Origin of the sequence: Streptomyces sp. NBC_01723 (genome assembly GCF_036246005.1) — a bacterium.
Classification (GTDB): domain Bacteria; phylum Actinomycetota; class Actinomycetes; order Streptomycetales; family Streptomycetaceae; genus Streptomyces.
Genome location: NZ_CP109171.1, coordinates 2,563,443 through 2,585,377, shown reverse-complemented (window position 1 = coordinate 2,585,377; position 21,935 = coordinate 2,563,443). Strand labels below are relative to the sequence as shown.

Here is a 21,935-nt window from a genome sequence, read left to right as displayed (position 1 = left end):
CCGGCGTGAGGAGGCCCCATGGCGGGCGAGCCCCAGGACGACTGCCTGTTCTGCAAGATCGTCGCAGGCCAGATCCCGGCGACGATCGTCCGCGAGACGGACACCATTGTCGCCTTCCGCGACATAAACCCCCAGGCCCCCACCCACGTCCTGGTGATCCCCAAGGCGCACTACCGCGACGCCGCCGCGCTCGCCGCCGGTGCCCCGGACCTCGCCGCGGACGTCCTGCGCGAGACGCGGGAGGTCGCCGACCAGGAGAAGCTGGACAGCTACCGGACCATCTTCAACACCGGCACCGGCGCCGGCCAGACCGTCTGGCACGCGCACGCCCACGTCCTCGGCGGCCGCGGCCTCGAATGGCCCCCCGGATAGCCCGCGATGTCCGTACGTGAACTGGTCGTCCTCGGCACCGCCAGCCAGGTCCCGACCCGGCACCGCAACCACAACGGGTACCTGCTGCGCTGGGACGGCGAGGGCATCCTGTTCGACCCCGGCGAGGGCACGCAGCGCCAGATGCTCCGCGCCGGGGTCGCCGCCCACGACCTGAACCGGATCTGCGTCACCCACTTCCACGGCGACCACAGCCTGGGCCTGGCCGGTGTCATCCAGCGCGTCAACCTCGACCAGGTCCCGCACGAGATCACCGCCCACTACCCGCGCTCCGGACGCCGCTTCTTCGAACGCCTGCGGTACGCCACCGCGTACCGCGAGACGGTCGCGCTCACCGAGTCGCCGGTGGACACGGACGGGCCGCTGGCGGTCACCCCCGCCTACACCCTGGACGCCCACAAGCTGTCCCACCCCGTCGAGTCCTACGGCTACCGCCTCACCGAGCCGGACGGCCGCCGCATGCTCCCCGACCGCCTGGCCGCGCACGGCATCAGGGGCCCCGACGTCGGCCGCCTCCAGCGGGAGGGCTCGCTGGGCGGCGTCCCGCTCGACGAGGTCAGCGAGGTCCGCCGGGGCCAGCGGTTCGCGTTCGTCATGGACACCCGGCTCTGCCCGGGGGTGCACACGCTCGCCGAGGGCTGCGACCTGCTGGTCATCGAGTCCACCTTCCTCGACGAGGACGAGGCGCTCGCCACCGACCACGGCCACCTGACCGCCGGCCAGGCCGCACGGGTCGCCCGGGACGCGGGCGTACGGCACCTGGTGCTGACCCACTTCAGCCAGCGCTACTCCGAGCCCGAGGAGTTCGAGCGGCAGGCGAGGGCCGCCGGGTTCGCGGGCGAGCTGACCGTGGCCCGTGACCTCACCCGGATCCCGGTTCCGAAACGTCGGTGAAACCGCCGTACGATGCTCTGATGTCCCTGCCCAAAGCTGAACTGCACCTCCACATCGAAGGCACCCTGGAGCCGGAGCTGGCCTTCGAGCTGGCCGCCCGCAACAGCGTGCCCCTGCCGTACGCCGACGAGGACGCGCTGCGCGAGGCGTACCGGTTCGAGGACCTCCAGTCCTTCCTCAACCTGTACTACGAACTGATGACCGTCCTGCGCACCGAGCGGGACTTCGAGGACCTCGCGGGCGCCTACCTCGCCCGCGCCGCCGCGCAGGGCGTCCGGCACGCGGAGATCTTCTTCGACCCGCAGGCCCACCTCGCCCGGGGCGTGGAGATGGGCACGGTCGTGGAGGGGCTGTGGCGGGCGCTGGGCCGCAGCCGGGAGAACCACGGCGTCTCCACCCGGCTGATCATGTGCTTCCTGCGCGACGAGTCCGCCGAGTCGGCGATGCGGACCCTGGACGCCGCGAGGCCGTACCTCGACCGCATCACCGGCGTCGGTCTGGACTCCGCCGAGGTCGGCCACCCGCCGGCCAAGTTCCGCGAGGTGTACGAGGCAGCCGCCGCGCTGGGGCTGCGCCGGGTCGCGCACGCGGGCGAGGAAGGGCCGCCGGAGTACGTCACCGAGGCCCTGGACGTGCTGGGCGTCGAGCGCGTCGACCACGGCCTGCGCTCGCTGGAGGACCCGGAGCTGGTGGCGCGGCTGGTGCGCGACCGCGTCCCGCTGACCCTCTGCCCGCTGTCCAACGTCCGGCTGCGCACGGTCGACACCCTCGCCGACCACCCCCTGCCGGCGATGCTCGACGCGGGCCTCATGTGCACCGTCAACTCCGACGACCCGGCCTACTTCGGCGGCTACGCGGGCGACAACTTCGACGCCGTGCGCCTGGCCCTCGGCCTCACCGAGGAGCGGCTGCGGGAACTGGCCCGCAACTCGTTCCTCGCCTCCTTCCTGGAGGACGACGAGGAACTGCGGGCGCGCTGTCTGGCCGAGGTGGCGGCGTACAGCTTCCCCACCGGGTGACGCGGCGGCACCGCCCCGGTCGGCCGCACCATTGACGCCTCGGGGTCGGCTATCTAATCTCGATCTCCATATGTGGATTGCGTCTACATATGGAGACGACCCCGTTCGCCGCCGGACTCGACCTCCCAGGAGCCGCCCCGTGACCGCCGACCTCACCATCACGGCCGTCCACCTCACGCCGATCCTCGTGGCGGACCCTCCGCTGCTCAACACGCAGGGCGTGCACCAGCCGTACACGCCCCGCCTGATCATCGAGGTCGAGACCGCCGACGGGGTCACCGGCATCGGCGAGACCTACGGCGACGCCAAGTACCTGGAGCTGGCCCAGCCCTTCGCCGAGAAGCTGGTCGGCCGTCAGGTCAGCGATCTGAACGGGCTCTTCAACGCGGCCGACGAGGTGGCCGTCGACGGCTCCCGGGTCTCCGCCCGGGTCGACGTCGGCGGGCTGCGCGGCGTCCAGACCGCCGACAAGCTGCGCCTGTCCGTCGTCTCCGGCTTCGAGGTCGCCTGCCTGGACGCACTCGGCAAGGCGCTCGGCCTGCCCGTGCACGCGCTGCTGGGCGGCAAGGTCCGCGACTCCGTCGAGTACAGCGCCTACCTCTTCTACAAGTGGGCCGCCCACCCCGAGGGCGTCGCCGCCGAACGGGACGACTGGGGCGCCGCCGTCGACCCGGCCGGCGTGGTCGCACAGGCCCGCGCCTTCACCGAGCGGTACGGCTTCACCTCCTTCAAGCTCAAGGGCGGTGTCTTCCCGCCCGACGAGGAGATCGCCGCGATCAGGGCGCTCGCCGGCGCCTTCCCCGGACACCCGCTGCGCCTGGACCCCAACGGCGCCTGGTCCGTGGAGACCTCGCTCAGGGTCGCCGAGGAACTCGGGGACGTCCTGGAGTACCTGGAGGACCCCGCGCTCGGCACGCCGGCCATGGCCGAGGTCGCCGCGAAGACCGGGGTGCCGCTCGCCACCAACATGTGCGTGACGACGTTCGCCGAGATCCAGGAGGCGTTCACCAAGGGCGCCGTCCAGGTCGTGCTCTGCGACCACCACTACTGGGGCGGACTGCGCAACACCCAGCAGCTCGCCGCCGTCTGCCGCACCTTCGGCGTCGGCGTGTCCATGCACTCCAACACCCACCTCGGGATCAGCCTCGCCGCGATGACCCACGTCGCGGCCACCGTGCCCAACCTGCACCACGCCTGCGACTCCCACTACCCCTGGCAGTCCGAGGACGTGCTCACCGAACGGCTCGTCTTCGACGGCGGCCGTGTCACCGTCTCCGACGCCCCCGGCCTCGGTGTCGAACTCGACCGTGACCGCCTCGCGTTCCTGCACCGGCGCTGGCTCGACGACGACGGGACCCTGCGCGACCGCGACGACGCCGCCGCGATGCGGGTGGCGGACCCGGACTGGGTCACCCCGTCCGTGCCGCGCTGGTAGGACGCGGGGATTGTCGGCGGCGTGGTGCACACTGGCGGGATCCGCACCATGCCAGGGAGCGCACCGTGACAGCGTCCACCGTGTCCACCGCGTCCGACGTGCCTGCCATGCCGGCCGACGCGAGAAGCCATCGCCACGCCCAGGACGAGGAATCGCACCGCCGGTCCAGGGTTGATCCTCTCGCCGCGCTGCGCGGCCCGCAGGACCCGCCCTGGGACGTGTATCTGACCGGCACCGTCTTCCTCGACGTCGTCTTCACCGGGCTCGACTCCGCACCAGTGCGCGGGACCGAGTCCTGGGCCCGCGGGATGGGGTCGAGCCCCGGCGGCATCGCCAACATGGCGACCGCCCTGGCCCGCCTCGGCCTGCGCACCTCGCTCGCCGCGGCCTTCGGCGACGACCACTACGGCGACTACTGCTGGGACGCCCTGGCCCAGGGCGAGGGCATCGACCTCGGCTCCTCGCGCACCGTTCCGGGCTGGCACTCGCCGGTGACGGTCTCGATGGCGTACGAGGGGGAGCGCACGATGGTCTCCCACGGCCACGAGCCGCCGCCGGAGGAGCCGTCCCCCGACTGCCCGCCGCGTGCGCGTGCCGCCGTCGCCTCCCTCACGCCCGGCGTGAGCGCCCCCTGGATCGCCCAGGCCGCCGCCCGCGGCACCCGCGTCTTCGCCGACGTCGGCTGGGACGACACCGGCGCCTGGGACCTGGCCGGGCTCTCCGACCTCGCGCACTGCGAGGCCTTCCTGCCCAACGCGGAGGAGGCCATGCGCTACACCGGCGCCACCTGCCCGCGCGCCGCGGCGCACGCCCTGACCGAGCACGTGCCGCTCGCCGTGGTCACCCTCGGCGCGGAGGGCGCGTACGCGGTGGACCGGAGGACGGGGGAGAGCGCCGAGGTCCCGGCGATCGAGGTGGAGGCCCTGGACCCGACCGGTGCGGGGGACGTCTTCGTAGCCGGGTTCGTCACCGGCACCCTGGCCGGCTGGCCCCTGGCCGACCGGCTCGCCTTCGCCGGTCTGACCGCCGCCCTCTCGGTCCAGGAGTTCGGCGGCTCCCTGTCGGCGCCCGGCTGGGGCGAGATCGCCACCTGGTGGCGCAAGGTCCAGTCGGTCCGGGGCCAGGACCCCGCGGCCCTGCGCCGCTACGCGTTCCTCGCCGCCCTGCTCCCCGACGACCCGCCCGCCGCCTGGCCCCTGCGCCGGGCCGTCCCGACGATCGGCTTCCGCCCCCCGTCCTGACCGCCCGGAGCCGTCGGCTCAGAACCCCAGTCGTCGCAGCTGCTTGGGGTCGCGCTGCCAGTCCTTGGCGACCTTCACGTGCAGGTCCAGGCTGTGTCGATCTGCGGCTGCCGCCGCGTGGCCGGTGTGCGGGGCAGGGGGCGCGTCAGAACCCCAGTCGTCGCAGCTGCTTGGGGTCGCGCTGCCAGTCCTTGGCGACCTTCACGTGCAGGTCCAGGAAGACGGGTGTGCCGAGGAGGGCCTCGATCTGCTTGCGGGACTTGATGCCGACGTCCTTCAGGCGCTTGCCCTTGGGGCCGATGATGATGCCCTTCTGGCTGGGGCGTTCGATGAAAACGTTGGCGTGGATGTCCAGGAGCGGCTTGTCGGCGGGGCGGTCCTCGCGCGGGAGCATCTCCTCGACGACCACCGCGATGGAGTGCGGCAGCTCGTCCCGGACGCCCTCCAGCGCGGCCTCCCGGATCAGCTCGGCGACCATGACCTGCTCGGGCTCGTCGGTCAGGTCGCCCTCGGGGTAGAGCGCGGGGCCCTCGGGCAGCAGCGGGGTCAGCAGGTCCGCGAGCAGGTCGACCTGCTTGTTCCCGGTGGCCGACACCGGGACGATCTCCGCCCAGGTGATGCCCAGTTCCTCGCCGAGCCGGTCGATCGCGATCAGCTGCTCGGCCAGGGTCTTGCCGTCGACCAGGTCGGTCTTCGTGACGATCGCGACCTTCGGCGTCTTCCGGATCCCCGCCAGCTCCTTGGCGATGAAGCGGTCACCGGGGCCCAGCTTCTCGTTGGCCGGCAGACAGAAACCGATGACGTCCACCTCGGCCCACGTCGTGCGCACCACGTCGTTCAGCCGCTCGCCCAGCAGCGTGCGCGGCTTGTGCAGCCCGGGGGTGTCCACCAGGATCAGCTGGGCCTCCTCGCGGTGCACGATGCCCCGCACGGTGTGCCGCGTGGTCTGCGGACGGTTCGAGGTGATCGCCACCTTCTGCCCGACCAGAGCGTTCGTGAGGGTGGACTTGCCCGCGTTGGGGCGGCCCACGAAGCAGGCGAAGCCGGCCCGGTGAACAGTCTCGGCCGGTTCTTCGGATGACTGGGTACGAACGCTCATGGCGCCCATTGTCCCTGATCCTTGGAGCCCCGCCGTACCAAGGTCGACGGCAGGGCGCCCTCAGCCCGCGCTCACCGTGGAGCGGACCGTTCCGTCCGGCGAGGCGACCAGCACCGGAGTCCCGGGACCGCCCAGGTCCCGCACCGCCGCCCGGTCCTCCGCCGACGCCGACTCCGCCTCGGTCACCACGGCCGCCGCCTCCAGGGACTTCGCGCCGGACGCCACCGCCATCGCCACCGCGGTACGCAGCGCGCTCAGCTTCAGCGAGTCCAGGGCCACGGTCCCGGCGACGTAGGTGCGTCCGGTCTCGTCGCGCACGGCCGCCCCCTCGGGCACACCGTTGCGGGCCCGCGCGGAACGGGCCAGGGTGACGATCTTGCGGTCCTCGGGATCGAGGGCGGGAGTCTCGGTCATGGACCGAGCATACGTTCAGTGATCAGGGGCGGGCTCAGGGACGGTCGAGGCGGAGGCGGTCGGCGCGCGGCAGACCGGCGACCACCAGGTCGTACGAGTCCTCGACCAGCTCCCGGACCACACGGTCCGGGAGTCCGCCGCCGGCGGTCACCGTGTTCCAGTGCCGTTTGTTCATGTGGTAGCCGGGGACGATCAGCCCCGGATGCTCGGCCCGCAGCCGCACCGCGTCGTCCGGGTCGCACTTGAGGTTGACCGTGAGCGGGCGCCCGTCCAGCGAGGACAGCGCGAACATCTTCCCCAGCACCTTGAAGACCGTGGTCTTTGGGTTGAAGGGGAAGTCCTCCACCGAGGCGTTGAAGGACAGGCAGAAGTCGCGCAGCTCCTCGGGACTCACTCCTCCGCCGCCTCCTTCGGCGCCTCCGTGGCGCCCACCGGCTCCGCCAGCACCGTCACGATCTTGTTCCGGCGGCCCGCCGCGGCCTCCGCGGTCAGCCGCAGTTCCCGCCCGTCGGGCAGCTCCACGATCGAGGAGGCACCGGCGATCGGCACCCTGCCCAGCGCCTTCGCCAGCAGACCGCCCACCGTCTCCACGTCCTCGTCGTCGAACGCCTCCAGGCCGTACAGCTCGCCCAGGTCGCCGATGTCGAGGCGCGCGGTGACCCGGAAGCGGTCCCCGCCCAGCTCCTCGACCGGCGGCAGCTCCCGGTCGTACTCGTCGGTGATCTCGCCGACGATCTCCTCCAGGATGTCCTCGATGGTCACGATGCCGGCCGTGCCGCCGTACTCGTCGATGACGACGGCGACGTGGCTGCGCTCCTTCTGCATCTCGCGCAGCAGGTCACCGGCGTTCTTGGTGTCGGGCACGAAGGTCGCGGGGCGCATCGCGGTGGAGACCAGGTCGCTCTCCGCCTCCCGGCTGATGTGCGTCCTGCGGACCAGGTCCTTCAGGTACACGATGCCGACGATGTCGTCCTCGCTGTCCCCGGTGACCGGGATCCGGGAGAAGCCCGAGCGCAGGGCGAGGGCGAGCGCCTGCCGGATGGTCTTGTAGCGCTCGATGACCACGAGGTCGGTGCGCGGGACCATGACCTCGCGGACGAGGGTGTCGCCCAGCTCGAACACCGAGTGCACCATGCGGCGCTCCTCGGCCTCGATCAGGGACTCCTTCTCGGCGTAGTCGACCAGCGCGCGCAGCTCCGCCTCGGAGGCGAAGGGACCGCGGCGGAAGCCCTTGCCGGGGGTGAGCGCGTTGCCGATGAGGATGAGCAGCGACGGGATCGGGCCCATGACGCGGGCCAGCGGCACCAGCACGTACGCCGCGACCGTCGCCGTGTTCAGCGGGTGCTGGCGGCCGATGGTGCGCGGGGAGACCCCGACGGCGACGTACGAGACGAGCACCATGACCGCGATGGCGATCAGCAGGGCCTCGGTGGTGTTGGCGAACTCCTGCAGGCAGGCGTACGCGACCAGCGCGGCGGCTGCCATCTCGCAGGCGACGCGGACCAGCAGCGCCACGTTGAGATAGCGCGTCGGGTCGGCGGCGACCTTGGCGAGCTTCTCCCCACCGCGCCGCCCGGACCGCACCGCCTCCTCGGCCCGGAAGCTGGAGACCCGGGCCAGGCCCGCCTCCGCGCAGGCGGCGAGCCAGGCGACCACGATCAGGGCCACGGCGCCCGCGACCAGGGGGAGGCTCATGAGACGGTCGGGGCCGGAGACGGGCCGGTCAGGCCCCGCTCCGCACGCCAGCCGTCCACGATGGCGGCCTGGAGACCGAACATCTCGGCCTTCTCGTCCGGCTCCTCGTGGTCGTAGCCGAGCAGGTGCAGCACCCCGTGGACGGTCAGGAGCTGGAGCTCCTCGTCCATGGAGTGCTGCGTCGGCGCCTCGGTGCCCTGCTTGGCGGCGACCTCCGGGCAGAGCACGATGTCGCCGAGCAGCCCCTGCGGCGGCTCGTCCTCGTCCTTGGCGGGCGGGCGCAGCTCGTCCATCGGGAAGGACATCACGTCCGTCGGACCGGGCAGGTCCATCCACTGGATGTGCAGCTGCTCCATGGCGCCGTCGTCCACGACGATCACCGAGAGCTCGGAGAGCGGGTGGATGCGCATCCGCGCGAGCGCGTAGCGGGCGATGTCGAGGATCGCCTGCTCGTCGACCTCGGTTCCGGACTCGTTGTTGACGTCGATCGACATGGTCGTGCTGGTCTACTTCCCCTTGGCCTTGGCACCGTTTCGCGGAGCGTGGCCGCCCTTGTGGGAGCCGTTCTCGGTGCCGTTCCGGCTGTCGTACAACTCGTAGGCGTCGACGATACGGCCCACCAGCTTGTGCCGGACCACGTCGTGCGACGTGAGCCGGGAGAAGTGGACGTCCTCGACGCCGTCCAGGATCTCCTGGACCTGCCGCAGACCCGACTTGGTGCCGCCGGGCAGGTCGACCTGCGTGACGTCACCCGTGATCACGATCTTCGACTCGAAGCCGAGGCGGGTGAGGAACATCTTCATCTGCTCGGGGCTGGTGTTCTGGGCCTCGTCCAGGATGATGAAGGCGTCGTTCAGCGTGCGGCCGCGCATGTACGCCAGCGGCGCGACCTCGATCGTCCCGGCCGCCATCAGGCGCGGGATCGAGTCGGGGTCGAGCATGTCGTGCAGCGCGTCGTACAGCGGGCGCAGATACGGGTCGATCTTCTCGTAGAGCGTGCCCGGCAGGAAGCCGAGCCGCTCGCCGGCCTCGACCGCCGGGCGGGTCAGGATGATCCGGTTGACCTGCTTGGACTGGAGGGCCTGCACGGCCTTCGCCATCGCCAGGTAGGTCTTGCCGGTGCCCGCCGGGCCGATGCCGAAGACGATGGTGTGCTTGTCGATCGCGTCGACGTACCGCTTCTGGTTCAGCGTCTTGGGGCGGATCGTGCGACCGCGCGAGGACAGGATGTTCTGCGTGAGCACCTCGGCCGGGGTCTCCTGGCCGTCGCTCTCCCCGTTCTCGCTCGCCTTGAGCATGGCGATCGAGCGTTCCACTGCGTCCTCCGTCATCGGCTGCCCCGTGCGGAGCACCAGCATCATCTCGTCGAAAACGCGCTGAATGAGGGCGACCTCCTGGGTGTCGCCGACGGCGCTGATCTCATTGCCCCGGACATGGATGTCGGCCGCCGGGAAGGCCTTCTCGATCACGCGCAGGAGGGAGTCTCCGGAGCCCAGGACGGTCACCATGGGGTGCTGGGCGGGGACGCTGATCTGTGCTCTCGCCTGCCCCTGCGCGGGGGTGTGGGCTGAGGGTGTCTGAGTCATGGGCCGGCGCTCTAGGCCTGCTCGTCCTCCTCTGCGGCGCGTGCCGCGTGACGGGTGTGGTCTGCTGCCTCCAGCGTACGACTCCCCGCCGACAGTGCCGAGGTTTTTATATGCGCGGCGGTCCGGCGGCACCCGGCCGCCCGCCCCGCCGCCCCTCGCGGACCAGGTCCCGGAACCACCCGTACGACGCCTTGGGCGTGCGCTCCAGCGTCGTGAAGTCCACGTGGACCAGTCCGAACCGGCGGGCGTACCCCTCGGCCCACTCGAAGTTGTCCAGCAGCGACCACACGAAGTAGCCGCGGACGTCCACCCCCGCCTCGACGGCCCGGTGCAGGGCGCGGACGTGCCCGTCGAGGTAGGTGATGCGGTCCTGGTCGTCCAGGCCCTCGTAGGAGCAGCCGTTCTCGGTGATGACGACGGGCGGGAGCCGGTCGCCGTAGCGGTCGCGCAGGCCGGTGAGCAGCTCGGTCAGCCCCTCGGGGACGACCGGCCAGCCGAAGTCCGTCAGCGGCCGGCCCTCGATGGCGCGCAGCGAGAAGGGCAGTTCGGCCGGGAGGGTCACCCCGCCGGACTCCGTCCCGGTGCCCAGCGGGGCGCCCACCCGGGCCGGCGCGTAGTAGTTCACGCCGTAGAAGTCCAGCGGCTCCGCGACGACCTCCAGGTCGGCCGTCACGTCCCCGGGCATCAGCTCGCCGATCCCCTCCGGGTACCGCCCGGTCAGCAGCGGGTCGCTGAACATCCGGTTCAGCAGGACGTCGTACAGGTCCGCCGCCTCCCGGTCGGCCGGGTCGTCCGAGGCGGGCCAGGTGGGCCCGTGCGAATTGGCGATGCCGATGTCCGTGGCGCCCGCCGCGCGCAGCGCCCGTACCGCCAGACCGTGCGCGAGGAGCTGGTGGTGGGCGACCGGCAGGGCGTCGAAGAGCAGCGTGCGGCCGGGGGCGTGGGTGCCGAGGGCGTGGCCGAGCAGGGTGTGCTCGGCGGGCTCGTTGAGGGTGATCCACTTGCCGACCCGGTCGCCCAGCCGATCGGCGACGACCGACACGTACGCGGCGAACCGGGCGGCGGTGTCCCGCTCAAGCCAGTCCAGACTGGCCGGCAGGTCCCAGTGGAAGAGCGTCGGCACCGGCCGGACGCCCGCCGCGCACAGGTCGTCCACCAGACGGTCGTAGAAGTCGAGACCGCCCGGCGCGTTCACCCGGGGCCAGGAGACCGAGAAGCGGTACGCGTCGACGCCGAGGTCCGCCAGCAGCGCCACGTCCTCACGGTGGCGGTGGTAGTGGTCGCAGGCCACCGCCGCCGTCGAGCCGTCCTTCACCCGGCCCGGCCGGTCCGTGAAGTCGTCCCACACGGAGCGCTCGCGCAGGCCGGCCGCGCCCTCGATCTGGTGTGCCGAGGTGGACACGCCCCACAGGAAGCCGTCCGGGAACCGGGGTACCGGGTTCGTCGCCATGCGCGGATCATCCGCATCCCCCGCGCGCGAAGTCAACGCCCCCGCACGTCAACGGCGTTCCGCGTTACGCACCCTCCTTCAGCACCCGGGAGATCAGCCTGCGCTGCTCGTCCGTCAGCCGGGGGTCGGCGGCGTACACCGTCTTCCCGTCCACGGTGATCTGGTAGCTGAACCCGTCCGGGACCCCGACCGGGGGCGTGGCCCGGCCGTCGGCGCACGCCCGCTCGGCCAGCGCGTGCCACTCGGCAGCGTCGGGGCGCTCCGCCGTATCGACCTCCGCGTGGCGCTCGATGCCCGCGAAGCCTCCTGTGCGCCTCACCAAAATCCGCATGCAACCGTGTCTAGTACGGAACTACAGCGTGCGCACCCCGACCTGCTCCCAGGCCTTGCCCACCGCTTCCAGTTCCTCGCCGTCGCCGTAGCGCTCCCGGGCGGCCTTCAGGGTGAGCGTCGCGAAGTCCGCGAACAGCGCGTCCTGCGCCAGCTCGCCGCCGGTCAGCACGTCGTACCAGATCTGCCCGGCCCGCTCCCAGGCGTGCCCGCCGAGCGCGGTGGCGAGCAGGTGGAAGGCGTGGTTGGGGATGCCGGAGTTGATGTGCACGCCGCCGTTGTCGCGGCCGGTGCGGACGAAGTCGTCCATCGTCGCGGGCTGCGGGTCCTTGCCGAGCACGTCGTCGTCGTACGCCGTGCCCGGCGCCTTCATGGAGCGCAGCGCCACGCCCGTCACGCGCGGGGCGAGGAGTCCGGCGCCGATCAGCCAGTCGGCCTCGGCGGCGGTCTGGCCGAGCGAGTACTGCTTGATGAGGGCCCCGAAGACGTCCGAGACCGACTCGTTCAGGGCGCCCGGCTGGCCGTAGTAGGTCAGGTTGGCGGTGTGCTGGGTGACGCCGTGGGTCAGCTCGTGGCCGATCACGTCCAGGGCGACGGTGAAGTCGAGGAAGATCTCCCCGTCCCCGTCGCCGAAGACCATCTGCTCGCCGTTCCAGAAGGCGTTGTTGTACTCGCGGTCGTAGTGCACGGTCGCGTCCAGCGGCAGTCCGGCGCCGTCGATGGAGTCGCGCCGGTAGACCTTGAGGAAGTGCTCGAAAGTGGCGCCCAGGCCCGCGTAGGCGCGGTTCACTGTGGCGTCCCGGCCGGGCTCCTCACCCTCGGTGCGCACCTTCTTGCCGGGCAGGTCGGTGCCGTGCCGGGCGTCGAAGACCGTGCGGTGCGGCTTCCCGGCCTCGGCACCGGCGCGCGGGGCGATCGTGGCGGCGCCGATGACCGTGGTCAGCTGGCGGTGGGTGCGCTCGAAGGCGTCGCGCTGGAGGGTGCGGCGGGCCGGTCCGGAGAGCACCGGGTCGGCGTGCTGGGCCAGCCGGTCGAGGACGTGGGGCGGCACGATGGTGCAGAAGACGGGCTCGAAGCCCCCGTATGTCGTCATGTCCGGCACCTTCGCACTGCGTGACGAAGGTGTCACCACCCGCAACCACGATTGGTGAAAAACGGCACCAAGGCGGCTCCGTGGACGCCGACAAGTGGTATACGGCACTTTTTGTCCCGGTTCTCTCCATGGTCCCGCATACTGATACGGACCCGCGTGACCGGCGTGACTCGGCTATGGTGCTGGGCATCATGCGTTTCGGGCTGCTTCTCCTTAGCTGCCGCGGCGAGGGCCTGTAAGAGGCCGACTCCCTCCCCGCGGAGCTTGGTGGTGCCGTCGGCCGTCCTTCCGGACCACGCGGACACCGCGGAACTCACGAGGAGCCCACGCCATCATGGCCAACCGCCAGCAGCCCAGCCCCATGCCGACAGCCAAGTACCGCGGGTACGAGCAGGTCGACATCGCCGACCGCACCTGGCCGGACCGGCGCGTCACCACCGCCCCCCGCTGGCTCTCCACCGATCTGCGCGACGGCAACCAGGCCCTGATCGACCCCATGTCGCCCGCCCGCAAGCGCGCGATGTTCGATCTGCTGGTCAAGATGGGCTACAAGGAGATCGAGGTCGGCTTCCCGGCCTCCGGCCAGACCGACTTCGACTTCGTACGCTCCATCGTCGAGGACCCGGACGCCATCCCGGACGACGTCACCATCTCCGTACTGACCCAGGCCCGCGAGGACCTGATCGAGCGCACGGTGGAGTCCCTGAAGGGCGCCAAGCGGGCCACGGTCCACCTGTACAACGCGACCGCCCCCGTCTTCCGCCGGGTCGTCTTCCGCGGCTCCCGGGACGACATCAAGCAGATCGCCGTCGACGGCACCCGGCTGGTCATGGAGTACGCCGAGAAACTGCTGGGCCCGGAGACGGAGTTCGGCTACCAGTACAGCCCCGAGATCTTCACCGACACCGAGCTGGACTTCGCCCTGGAGGTCTGCGAGGCGGTGATGGACACCTACCAGCCCGGTCCCGGCCGCGAGATCATCCTCAACCTGCCCGCCACCGTGGAGCGTTCCACGCCGTCCACGCACGCGGACCGCTTCGAGTGGATGGGCCGCAACCTGTCCCGCCGCGAGCACGTGGTGCTGTCCGTCCACCCGCACAACGACCGCGGTACGGCGGTGGCGGCGGCCGAACTGGCGCTGATGGCCGGCGCCGACCGCATCGAGGGCTGCCTGTTCGGACAGGGCGAGCGCACCGGCAACGTCGACCTGGTCACCCTGGGCATGAACCTGTTCTCCCAGGGCGTCGACCCGCAGATCGACTTCTCCGACATCGACGAGATCCGTCGCACGTGGGAGTACTGCAACCAGATGGAGGTCCACCCGCGCCACCCCTACGCGGGCGACCTGGTCTACACGTCCTTCTCCGGCTCCCACCAGGACGCCATCAAGAAGGGCTTCGACGCCATGGAGGCCGACGCGGCCGCGAAGGGCGTCACCGTCGACGACATCGAGTGGGCCGTCCCGTACCTGCCCATCGACCCGAAGGACGTCGGCCGCTCCTACGAGGCGGTCATCCGCGTCAACTCGCAGTCCGGCAAGGGCGGCATCGCCTACGTGCTGAAGAACGACCACAGCCTGGACCTGCCCCGCCGGATGCAGATCGAGTTCTCGAAGATCATCCAGGCCAAGACGGACGCCGAGGGCGGCGAGATCACGCCCACGGCGATCTGGGACGTCTTCCAGGACGAGTACCTGCCCAACCCGGACAACCCCTGGGGCCGCATCCAGGTGGCCAACGGCCAGACCACGACCGACCGCGACGGCGTGGACACCCTCACCGTCGAGGCCGCGGTCGACGGCGTGGAGACCACCCTGGTCGGCACCGGCAACGGCCCGATCTCGGCGTTCTTCCACGCGCTGCAGGGCGTCGGCATCGACGTACGGCTGCTGGACTACCAGGAGCACACGATGAGCGAGGGCGCCTCCGCGCAGGCCGCCTCCTACATCGAGTGCGCCATCGGCGACAAGGTGCTGTGGGGCATCGGAATCGACGCGAACACCACGCGCGCCTCGCTGAAGGCCGTCGTCTCCGCCGTCAACCGCGCAACTCGCTGACCAGCCGAATCGGTGGTTTGGTGCCCCGCTCGCCGCAGAACGGCGGGCGGGCCCCGTCATATACCGGCCATATATCTGTGCAGGTCACGGAAAGGTCTCGTCCTGGGTACTGACTCCACGTCGGTGATGTGGCTAACATCACGCCAGCGCGACGATGCTGTCGCGCCGTTACGGAGGTGCGACGTGCTGCCTGGACGGGGACGAAACGGCCGAGCTGCCCGGCTGCCACGCATCCTGGGCACCCGCACCGCGTGGACGCCGGTCGGCGACGGTGAGTTCTTCTGCCCCGGCTGCGGTGGCGACCGCAACTACCAGCGGCTCGCCGGACGGCGCCGCTTCACCCTGCTCGGCGTGCCCCTGCTGCCCCGCGGCGAGTCCGCGCCGACCGTCGAGTGCGCGGCCTGCCGCCGCCACTACGGCACCGAGGTCCTCGACCACCCCACCACCACCCGCTTCTCGGCGATGCTCCGCGACGCCGTCCACACCGTCGCCCTCGCGGTCCTCGCCGCCGGCGGTGCCTGCTCCCGCACCGCGCTGGAGACGGCGGCCGTCGCGGTGCGCGCGGCCGGCTTCGAGGACTGCACCGAGGAGCAGTTGAACGCGCTCGTCGAGGCGCTGGAGGCGGACACCGGCCGGGTCCACGGCGAACCCTGCGTGCCGGGCCTCGCCATAGAGCTGCACGAGGCGCTGGACCCGCTGGCCCCGCACCTCGCCACCGCCGGACGCGAGTCGATCCTGCTCCAGGGCGCCCGCATCGCCCTCGCCGACGGCCCCTACACCCCCGCCGAACGCGACACCCTGGCGACGGTCGGGGCGGCCCTGACCCTCTGCTCCGACGACATCACCCGCCTCATGGAATCGGCGGGCACGCCGTCCTGACCCCCGCCGGCCCCTGGGCCGGCAGGTCCAGGCGCATGATCTGGCGGTGCATGCCCGGTCCGAAGTAGTCCTGGCGCAGGCCGCCGTCGGGCTCCTCCGGGCGGAAGCCCAGGGAGCGGTAGAGGAAGATCGCCGCGAGGTTGGCGGGCTCCACGGTCAGCCGCACGACGTCGATGCCGTCCCGGCGCAGCCGGGTCAGCACCTCCGTCATCAGCTCCGTACCCAAACCGTGCCGCCGCCGGTCCGGGGTCACGCCCAGGCCGAGTATCCAGCTGTCCGAGCCGAGCGCCCGGGTGGCGGCCAGCACGTAGCCGCGCAGCCGGCCCGCGCCGTCGTCGAGCACCAGGAAGTGTTCCTCGTACATGTCGAAGAGCTGGCGCAGCAGGAAGCCGGGATAGGCGAACTCCTGGAACACCTCCTCGTCGAGCCGCCGCAGTTCGGGCAGGTCGGACTCCCGCGCGGTGCGCAGGGCCAGGGGTGGGCCGTCCGGGTCGGGGGTGACCCCCGAGAGCAGGTCGTGGCGGTCGAGGGAACGTTCCAGCGGTTCGGCGGTCATGCAGCCCCCAGTCAGCACGTGCGGACGTCAACTCCTCGCCACCGGAGGCCCACTCGAAGGAATGGCGCTTCGTGTGGCGGCCGGTGACTCCTTCTGGCTAGAGTGAGCTTCCAACTTCGGCCGTGCAAGGGCGAGTTCAGGTGTGCGACGATGCGCCCGACGTGCGCCCGGCGGATGCGGAGTGGCGAGTTCCCTGCTGTCTCGCTGTGTTCCGGTGCCCTACCGTGCACAACACTGGGGTTTGTCCGGAATCGAATGGAACGCGGCAGGATGACTATGGATCGCAACGCCGACGCACCGTGGTCGAAGTTCGATCCGGAGGCGTACGTCGACGACAACTACCGGACGCCGCTGGAGGTCGACCTCCTCATCGTCCGGTTGATGCGCGACCACTTCACCCGCTGCTTCGCCGACACTCCGCACCCGGTGCGCGGCATCGACGTCGGAGCCGGTGCCAACCTCTACCCCGCGCTCTCCATGCTGCCCTGGTGCGACAAGGTGCTCCTGCTGGAGTACGCGCACCCGAACGTCGAGTACCTGGAGAAGCAGGTCTCCCCGGGCGGGTACGACACCGCCTGGGACGCGTTCTGGAAGGTGCTGGGCGAGGAGCCCGCCTACCGCGCCGTCGAACCCCGGGAGCTGGCCGGCGAGATCGTCCGGGTGGAGCGCGGCAACCTGTTCGACCTGGAGCACGGACACCGCCGCTGGGGCCTCGGGACCATGTTCTTCGTCGCCGACTCGATGTCCGAGTGCCCCGAGGAGTTCCAGCGGGGCGTGCGCTGCTTCATGAACGCGCTCGGTGACGGAGCCCCGTTCGCCGCCGCCTTCATGAAGGAGTCCGTCGGCTACCGGGTCGGCGCCCACGACTACCCGGCCTACCGGGTGAACGAGGAGCGGGTCAGGGAGAGCCTCGCGCCCTTCACCGGAGAGCTGGAGATCCACGATCTGCACCACATGGTGCGGCCGGGACACGAGGGAATGCTCCTCGCCCTGGGACGGCGCAATTCGGAGATTGCCACCCCGTAGGAACGGGGACCATGCTGAACACAGGGCAACGGGATCTGTACGAGGGGTGCGGGGATGCAGATCAAGCCACGGCAGCACCTGCTGGAAATCTGGCAGGCCATGGCTCGTCACTCGTTCGAGGACGGGAAGCTCGTCCGGGGGGACACCGACGGGCTGAGCAGCGTCGCCGACGCCGAACGCCTGCTCTGCATCCTGTATCCGGCCACCGAGGTCCCCGCCTTCCGCCTGGACCAGCCCGACACCACCGAACGTGACGTCCTGCGCGCCCTCGACCGCGTCGGCAGCCGGCTGGAGATCCCGCCCAACCTGATCACCGCGCTGACCCAGTTCATGCGCACCCACACCGGCACGGACGACAGCCCCACCTTCTCCGGCGGCCACTACTTCCGTCCCGCCGAACCCGGTGGCGAGATCACCCACGAGCAGTACCAGCTCGGCGTGGTCGACTCCTACTCCATGTCCGTCACGCTCTGCCTCGCCACCCTCGGCTTCCTCAAGATCTACGAGGGCACCACCACCCGCCCCGAGGTGCGCAGGGCCATCGCCGAGCTGCGGGACGCCACCAACGCCCGGCTGACCGCCGCCATGATCAGCCTGCTGCGCTCCTTCACCGTCAACGTCTTCGACGCCGAGTCCGAACAGGGCAGCCGGCTGATCCAGGTCATCGGCCAGGGCAAGCAGTCCGACCGCGTCGTCCTCCAGCAGTTCTCCCGCCGGTTACGCCCGCTGCGCGCCACCATCATCGAGAGCCTCACCCGCGGCATCCAGGTCGACGAGGGCATCCGCGACGAGAGCCAGCTCTTCGAGTGCGGCTGGGCCTGGGGCATCGTGAAGGACGCGCCCGAGATCAGCGACCTGAGCGTCCCCGTCCCCGGGCAGCCCGACGGCATAGCCGACCGGCTGCCCTACGTGTACTTCACCGTCACCGCCCTCGACGGCATCCAGGACCTCTTCTCCGACCGCACCCTCACCCTCGGTCTGCTCGACGCCGACCAGCAGAAACTCGCCGAGGCGCTGCGCCTGCGCTGGGAGCTGAGCCAGCAGTACTGGTCGGCGGTGGCCCGCTTCGGCAGCGAGCGCTGGCCCCTGGAGGACCTGCCCTGGCAGACCACCGGACTGCGCCTGGAGTCCGAGTACTTCTCCCTGACCGTCGCCGCCATCCTCGTGCACGACCTGGTCCGCCGGAAGGCGACCGACGACGACCTCACCCGCACCGTCGCCATCATGGAACGCCTCGCCGACCGCGGCAGAGTCACCAGCCGCATGACCAGGAACGACCCCACCATCCTGCTGCACACGCCCGGCGTCACCATGCCGCTCGCCGGGTCCGAGCGCTCCGGCGGACAACTCCTGTGGCGGATGACCGACTTCTCGGCGCAGCTCCTCAAGCGGATCATCCAGCTCGCCGAACTCTCCCGGAACATCGGCGCGCAGGACCGGCTGCTGCGCCTCGCCGAGCAGGCCTTCGAGCACCTGTGGACCCGCCGCATCGACGACGAGGACGGCGCCGGCCTCTGGGACAACGTCCAGGCCGTCTACCCCGAGGCCCACGAGGCGGGGCTGCGGATGTCCTGGAGCATCACCGAGCGCGTCACCGAATGCCTCGTCGCCGCCCGCATCCTCTACGAGCAGCAGCCCATCCGGAGCCCCGAACTCGCCGAACTCGCCCGCGAACTGCTCAGCGAGGCAACCCACCTGTTCGGCAAGGAGCAACTGGAGGCGTCCGCCGCCGCCGACGGAAGCAGGGCCCGCGCCATGCGGAGCATCGAGAGCCGCCTCGACCACGCCCGCAGCCTGGTCGACGACCGGCCCGCCACCGCGTTCGCCCTGGCCCTGCCCGTGCTCCAGGAACTCGACACCCTGGCCCAGGCCCGGGGCGCCGCCGCCCAGGAGGTGTGAGCGTGCTCGTCTTCGCCGCCTCCGACAAGGGAGGCACGGGTCGCTCCGTGACCAGCGCCAACCTGGCCTACCAGCGCGCCCTCACCGGCGACCACGTGGCCTATGTCGACTTCGACTTCGGATCGCCCACCGCCGCCGCCGTCTTCGACGTGCCCGGCGCCATGCGCGGCACCCGGGAGCACGGCCTCCACTCCTACCTGGAGGGCGAGACGGCGGAACCGGTCCGCATCGACGTCTGGCGGCAGACCGAGCACCCCCTGCTGCGCGCCCGCCCCAACCAGTCCGGCCGCCTGGTGCTGTTCCCCGGCGACGCCGGCGGCGGCGAGTTCGCCACCGGCGAGGAGGCCCTGGAGCGCTGCATCGACCTGCTGCTGAAACTCAACGGCGAGTTCGACGTCACCGTCGTCGACCTCAGCGCCGGCCGCAGCTACGCCGTCGACATGGTCCTCGCGGCCACCGCCCACCCGCGCATGCGCAACGTCCCCTTCCGCTGGCTGGTCTTCCACCGCTGGACCCGCCAGCACGTGATCGCCGCCTCCGGACTGGTCCACGCCGAGCACGGCATCATCGGCGGCGGCGTCGAACGCGGGCACGACGAGGACGCCCTGCGCGCCGCCATCCGCTTCGTACGGGCCGCCGTACCCGACCCCGAGTCGCCGCTGTGGTCCCAGGGTTCGCCCGCCCAGGCCGCCTGGATGCAGGCCTGCGACGAGGCACTCCGCCGGCTCGCCGCCGAGCACCGCATCGGCGACAGCGTCGTCCTCGGCGTCGTACCGCTGGAGCCCATACTCCAGTGGCGCGAACAGCTGATCACCGAGGAGGACGTCCTCTCCACCCAGATAGCGAACAAGGAGACGCTGGAGGCCCTGGAGGAAATCGCCCGCCGCCTGACGGACGACGTGCATTGGGGGCGGCCGTGAGTGACGCCGTGTTCCGGGAGACCGCTGCCGAGGCGCGTACGCAGTCGGTGCCGTTGGCTCATCTCTCACTGGAGCTGGGGCATCTCTACATGGAGGACTTCGAGGCCGGGCCCGAGCGGCTGCGCCGGCACTTCACCGAGGTGCTGCCCTGGGTGGAGGCGGCGCGGGCCGCGGCCGGCGCGCGGGCCGGCGGCAAGCGGGCCCGGATCAGCACCTGCTTCCTGATCGACGACTACTTCAGCCGGTTCTCCACCCCGGCCGAGGTCATCCCCATGCTCCTCGCGGAGGCCGAACGGGCCGGGCTCGTCGTCGACTACCTGGCCCGCGAGTCCGGCTGCGCCGTCACCGGCAAGACGCCCGTCGCGGAGGCGGTGGCCGGCCGCATCGTGGAGTCGCCCGCCCCCGGCAGCTACGGCATGCGCCCGCCCACCGCGCGGACCGGCTGGCTCGCCAACGGCGAACGCGCCCCCGTCGCCCGTGCCCCGCAGGCGATGAAGCGTGCCCTCCCCTGGCAGCCGCCCCGGGAGACCGCCGCCCGCCGCCACTCCGTCTTCCTCGACGCCGAACTGTGGAACGACGACGCCGACGGGCGCCGCACCTGGTCCTGCCCCTTCCTCGCCGCCGTCTGGCAGCTCGCCCGCCTCGGCCTGCTGCGCGACGCCGGCGAGGCCGTCCTCGTACCGCAGCCGCACACCGGCACCGGCTTCCCCGAGGACTGGGACGAACTGCCCTCCCTGATCCGGCTCAACCCCCGCGCCGACCCCTTCTCCGCCTACCGGACCTGCTCGGTCCTGCCCAACCGTTTCCTCCCCGTCGAACACGCCGTCCGCGTGATCCTCGACCAGATCGAGGTCGACCCGGGAGCCCTGGCGCAGGTCGCCGACCGCTCCGAGAAGGAGCGCGCGGCCGTCCCCGACTCGGTCGCCGACCGCGTCTCCTACGTCTTCTACGCGGGGCCCTGAGATGGCGCCGCGGCAGAGCACCCCGCCCGCCGTCCTCGCCTGCGGCGAGATCCGCACCTGCCTGCTGCCCGCCCGGCAGGCCCTCGACATCCGCTCCGCCGCCCAACTCCTCGGCCTGCGCGCCGACGAACGCGTCCTGCTCTCCGAGCGCCCGGGCCTCTACGCGCGTTCGCCCGACACCCTGACCGGCGTCGACTGCCCGCTGCCCAGCGCCAACGGCGCCCGGATCCGCGCGGTGGGCACCGTCACCGCGCACGCCGCGCTCACCGAGGGGCGGGTCCTGCAGACCTCCGCGCACTGCCGGCTCCCCGCCGCCGGTCCCGACCAACGGCGGCCCTGGGGCGAGTACCTGGTGCGGCCCGGAGTGGTCGAACCGCTCGGCAGGCTCCCGCACGAGGCGGTCGCGCAGGGCGTGCTCGGCGGCGGACGCCACGGCGACCTCGACGTCGGCCTGATCGCCGACGGGCTGCTCACCCGGCTGCTGCGCCACCCCCTGCTCGACCAGCGCCCGCCCTTCCGCTCCCGCCCGACCCGGCTGCGCTGGGTGGCCCTCCCCGCGGACCCGGGGGACGCACCCTCCCTCGAACGGTTCACCCTCGCCGAGGACGAACTGCGCACCGTACGCCTGCGGGTGCCCGAGGACACCGACGGCGCCGACCTCGCCGCGCTCTGCGACGACCTCGCCCTGCACGACTGGCTCCTCACCACCGTCGTCCGCATGCTCGACGGCATCCGGCTCGGCGCCACACCCACGCAGGACGCCGGCGCCGTCGTACGGGCGCTGCGTCCGGCCGTGGACCACCTGCTGCACCTGTGGATGCCACGGGCCCGGGTGACCCGGGACCTGGCTCCGCTGTGGGACCCGCTGGAGGAACGGCCCGGCTTCACCCGGCAGTGGCAGGCGCTGGTGCAGCGCATCCGCGACCAGCTCACCCTGCACGCCATCCCCGCACCTCACCGGGAGGTGGAGCCGGCTCCCTGACCGGACCCA

22 protein-coding genes are annotated in these 21,935 nt (G+C 71.5%); 12 read left to right on the top strand and 10 right to left on the bottom strand.

The genetic code is table 11. The features are described 5' to 3' along the window. Positions 1-18 precede the first annotated feature (18 nt). From OIE75_RS12075 to OIE75_RS12055, 5 genes are all read left to right on the top strand, one after another. Positions 19-372 (top strand): histidine triad nucleotide-binding protein, encoded by a 354-nt coding sequence (locus OIE75_RS12075; protein WP_329470773.1) that lies wholly within the window; start codon positions 19-21, stop codon positions 370-372. 6 nt (positions 373-378) lie between these two features. Beyond that, a complete protein-coding gene (locus OIE75_RS12070) occupies positions 379-1,284 on the top strand; it encodes a ribonuclease Z (protein WP_307011983.1) in 906 nt (301 codons plus the stop codon). A gap of 20 nt (positions 1,285-1,304) precedes the next feature. Continuing rightward, positions 1,305-2,303 (top strand): adenosine deaminase, encoded by a 999-nt coding sequence (locus OIE75_RS12065; protein ID WP_329470771.1) that lies wholly within the window; start codon positions 1,305-1,307, stop codon positions 2,301-2,303. Positions 2,304-2,442: 139 nt separating this feature from the next. Then, complete coding sequence (locus OIE75_RS12060; protein WP_329470769.1) at positions 2,443-3,738, top strand: glucarate dehydratase family protein; 1,296 nt, start codon at positions 2,443-2,445, stop codon at positions 3,736-3,738. Between the two features lie 107 nt (positions 3,739-3,845). Then, positions 3,846-4,979 carry a carbohydrate kinase family protein gene (locus OIE75_RS12055; RefSeq protein WP_307017890.1) on the top strand — a complete coding sequence of 378 codons (1,134 nt, stop codon included), beginning with the start codon at positions 3,846-3,848 and terminating at the stop codon, positions 4,977-4,979. 145 nt (positions 4,980-5,124) lie between these two features. Here OIE75_RS12055 and era read toward each other — a convergent pair whose 3' ends face one another. The 9 genes from era to OIE75_RS12010 all read right to left on the bottom strand — a co-directional run bounded on the left by era (position 5,125) and on the right by OIE75_RS12010 (position 12,646). Next, positions 5,125-6,078, bottom strand: coding sequence for a GTPase Era (gene era, locus OIE75_RS12050; RefSeq protein WP_161341751.1), 954 nt, complete (start codon positions 6,076-6,078; stop codon positions 5,125-5,127). 60 nt (positions 6,079-6,138) lie between these two features. After that, positions 6,139-6,492, bottom strand: a complete 354-nt coding sequence (locus OIE75_RS12045; RefSeq protein WP_307011976.1) for a cytidine deaminase — start codon at positions 6,490-6,492, stop codon at positions 6,139-6,141. Positions 6,493-6,526: 34 nt separating this feature from the next. Next, a complete protein-coding gene (locus tag OIE75_RS12040; RefSeq protein WP_329470766.1) occupies positions 6,527-6,886 on the bottom strand; it encodes an MmcQ/YjbR family DNA-binding protein in 360 nt (119 codons plus the stop codon). After that, complete coding sequence (locus OIE75_RS12035) at positions 6,883-8,187, bottom strand: hemolysin family protein (protein ID WP_329470763.1); 1,305 nt, start codon at positions 8,185-8,187, stop codon at positions 6,883-6,885. Before OIE75_RS12035 ends, OIE75_RS12040 begins: the two co-directional genes overlap by 4 nt. After that, positions 8,184-8,681: an rRNA maturation RNase YbeY gene (gene ybeY / locus OIE75_RS12030; RefSeq protein WP_307011973.1), complete on the bottom strand. Its 498-nt coding sequence runs from the start codon at positions 8,679-8,681 to the stop codon at positions 8,184-8,186. Before ybeY ends, OIE75_RS12035 begins: the two co-directional genes overlap by 4 nt. A gap of 12 nt (positions 8,682-8,693) precedes the next feature. Then, complete coding sequence (locus OIE75_RS12025; RefSeq protein WP_307011971.1) at positions 8,694-9,773, bottom strand: PhoH family protein; 1,080 nt, start codon at positions 9,771-9,773, stop codon at positions 8,694-8,696. 106 nt (positions 9,774-9,879) lie between these two features. Beyond that, positions 9,880-11,223 (bottom strand): GH1 family beta-glucosidase, encoded by a 1,344-nt coding sequence (locus tag OIE75_RS12020; protein WP_329470760.1) that lies wholly within the window; start codon positions 11,221-11,223, stop codon positions 9,880-9,882. A gap of 64 nt (positions 11,224-11,287) precedes the next feature. Beyond that, positions 11,288-11,554, bottom strand: a complete 267-nt coding sequence (locus tag OIE75_RS12015; RefSeq protein ID WP_125491726.1) for a protealysin inhibitor emfourin — start codon at positions 11,552-11,554, stop codon at positions 11,288-11,290. Between the two features lie 21 nt (positions 11,555-11,575). Then, positions 11,576-12,646, bottom strand: a complete 1,071-nt coding sequence (locus tag OIE75_RS12010) for a M4 family metallopeptidase (protein ID WP_307011968.1) — start codon at positions 12,644-12,646, stop codon at positions 11,576-11,578. A gap of 334 nt (positions 12,647-12,980) precedes the next feature. Here OIE75_RS12010 and leuA point away from each other — a divergent pair, with 334 nt between their 5' ends. Further along, the gene (gene leuA / locus OIE75_RS12005; protein WP_307011966.1) at positions 12,981-14,702 is read left to right on the top strand and encodes a 2-isopropylmalate synthase; all 1,722 of its coding nucleotides are present in this window, start codon (positions 12,981-12,983) and stop codon (positions 14,700-14,702) included. 183 nt (positions 14,703-14,885) lie between these two features. Beyond that, complete coding sequence (locus tag OIE75_RS12000) at positions 14,886-15,581, top strand: TerB family tellurite resistance protein (protein WP_307011964.1); 696 nt, start codon at positions 14,886-14,888, stop codon at positions 15,579-15,581. On the opposite strand, the gene OIE75_RS11995 is transcribed toward OIE75_RS12000, so the two are convergent. Further along, positions 15,553-16,137 (bottom strand): GNAT family N-acetyltransferase, encoded by a 585-nt coding sequence (locus tag OIE75_RS11995; RefSeq protein ID WP_307011962.1) that lies wholly within the window; start codon positions 16,135-16,137, stop codon positions 15,553-15,555. The two genes, OIE75_RS12000 and OIE75_RS11995, sit on opposite strands and share 29 nt — an antisense overlap. 270 nt (positions 16,138-16,407) lie before the next feature. On the opposite strand from OIE75_RS11995, the gene OIE75_RS11990 reads away from it, so the two are divergent. Genes OIE75_RS11990 through OIE75_RS11970 form a run of 5 tightly spaced genes read left to right on the top strand, consistent with a single transcriptional unit; the run spans position 16,408 to position 21,926 of the window. Beyond that, on the top strand, positions 16,408-17,163 hold the full coding sequence (locus OIE75_RS11990; protein ID WP_307011960.1) for an SCO2525 family SAM-dependent methyltransferase: 756 nt from the start codon (positions 16,408-16,410) through the stop codon (positions 17,161-17,163). A 54-nt stretch (positions 17,164-17,217) separates the two neighbouring features. Next, positions 17,218-19,062 carry an SCO2524 family protein gene (locus tag OIE75_RS11985; protein WP_307011958.1) on the top strand — a complete coding sequence of 615 codons (1,845 nt, stop codon included), beginning with the start codon at positions 17,218-17,220 and terminating at the stop codon, positions 19,060-19,062. 2 nt (positions 19,063-19,064) lie between these two features. Next, on the top strand, positions 19,065-19,982 hold the full coding sequence (locus OIE75_RS11980; RefSeq protein WP_307017888.1) for an SCO2523 family variant P-loop protein: 918 nt from the start codon (positions 19,065-19,067) through the stop codon (positions 19,980-19,982). Beyond that, complete coding sequence (locus tag OIE75_RS11975) at positions 19,979-20,944, top strand: SCO2522 family protein (protein ID WP_329470756.1); 966 nt, start codon at positions 19,979-19,981, stop codon at positions 20,942-20,944. Before OIE75_RS11980 ends, OIE75_RS11975 begins: the two co-directional genes overlap by 4 nt. 1 nt (position 20,945) lies before the next feature. Next, positions 20,946-21,926: an SCO2521 family protein gene (locus OIE75_RS11970; protein ID WP_329470755.1), complete on the top strand. Its 981-nt coding sequence runs from the start codon at positions 20,946-20,948 to the stop codon at positions 21,924-21,926. The last annotated feature ends 9 nt before the right edge of the window (positions 21,927-21,935 follow it).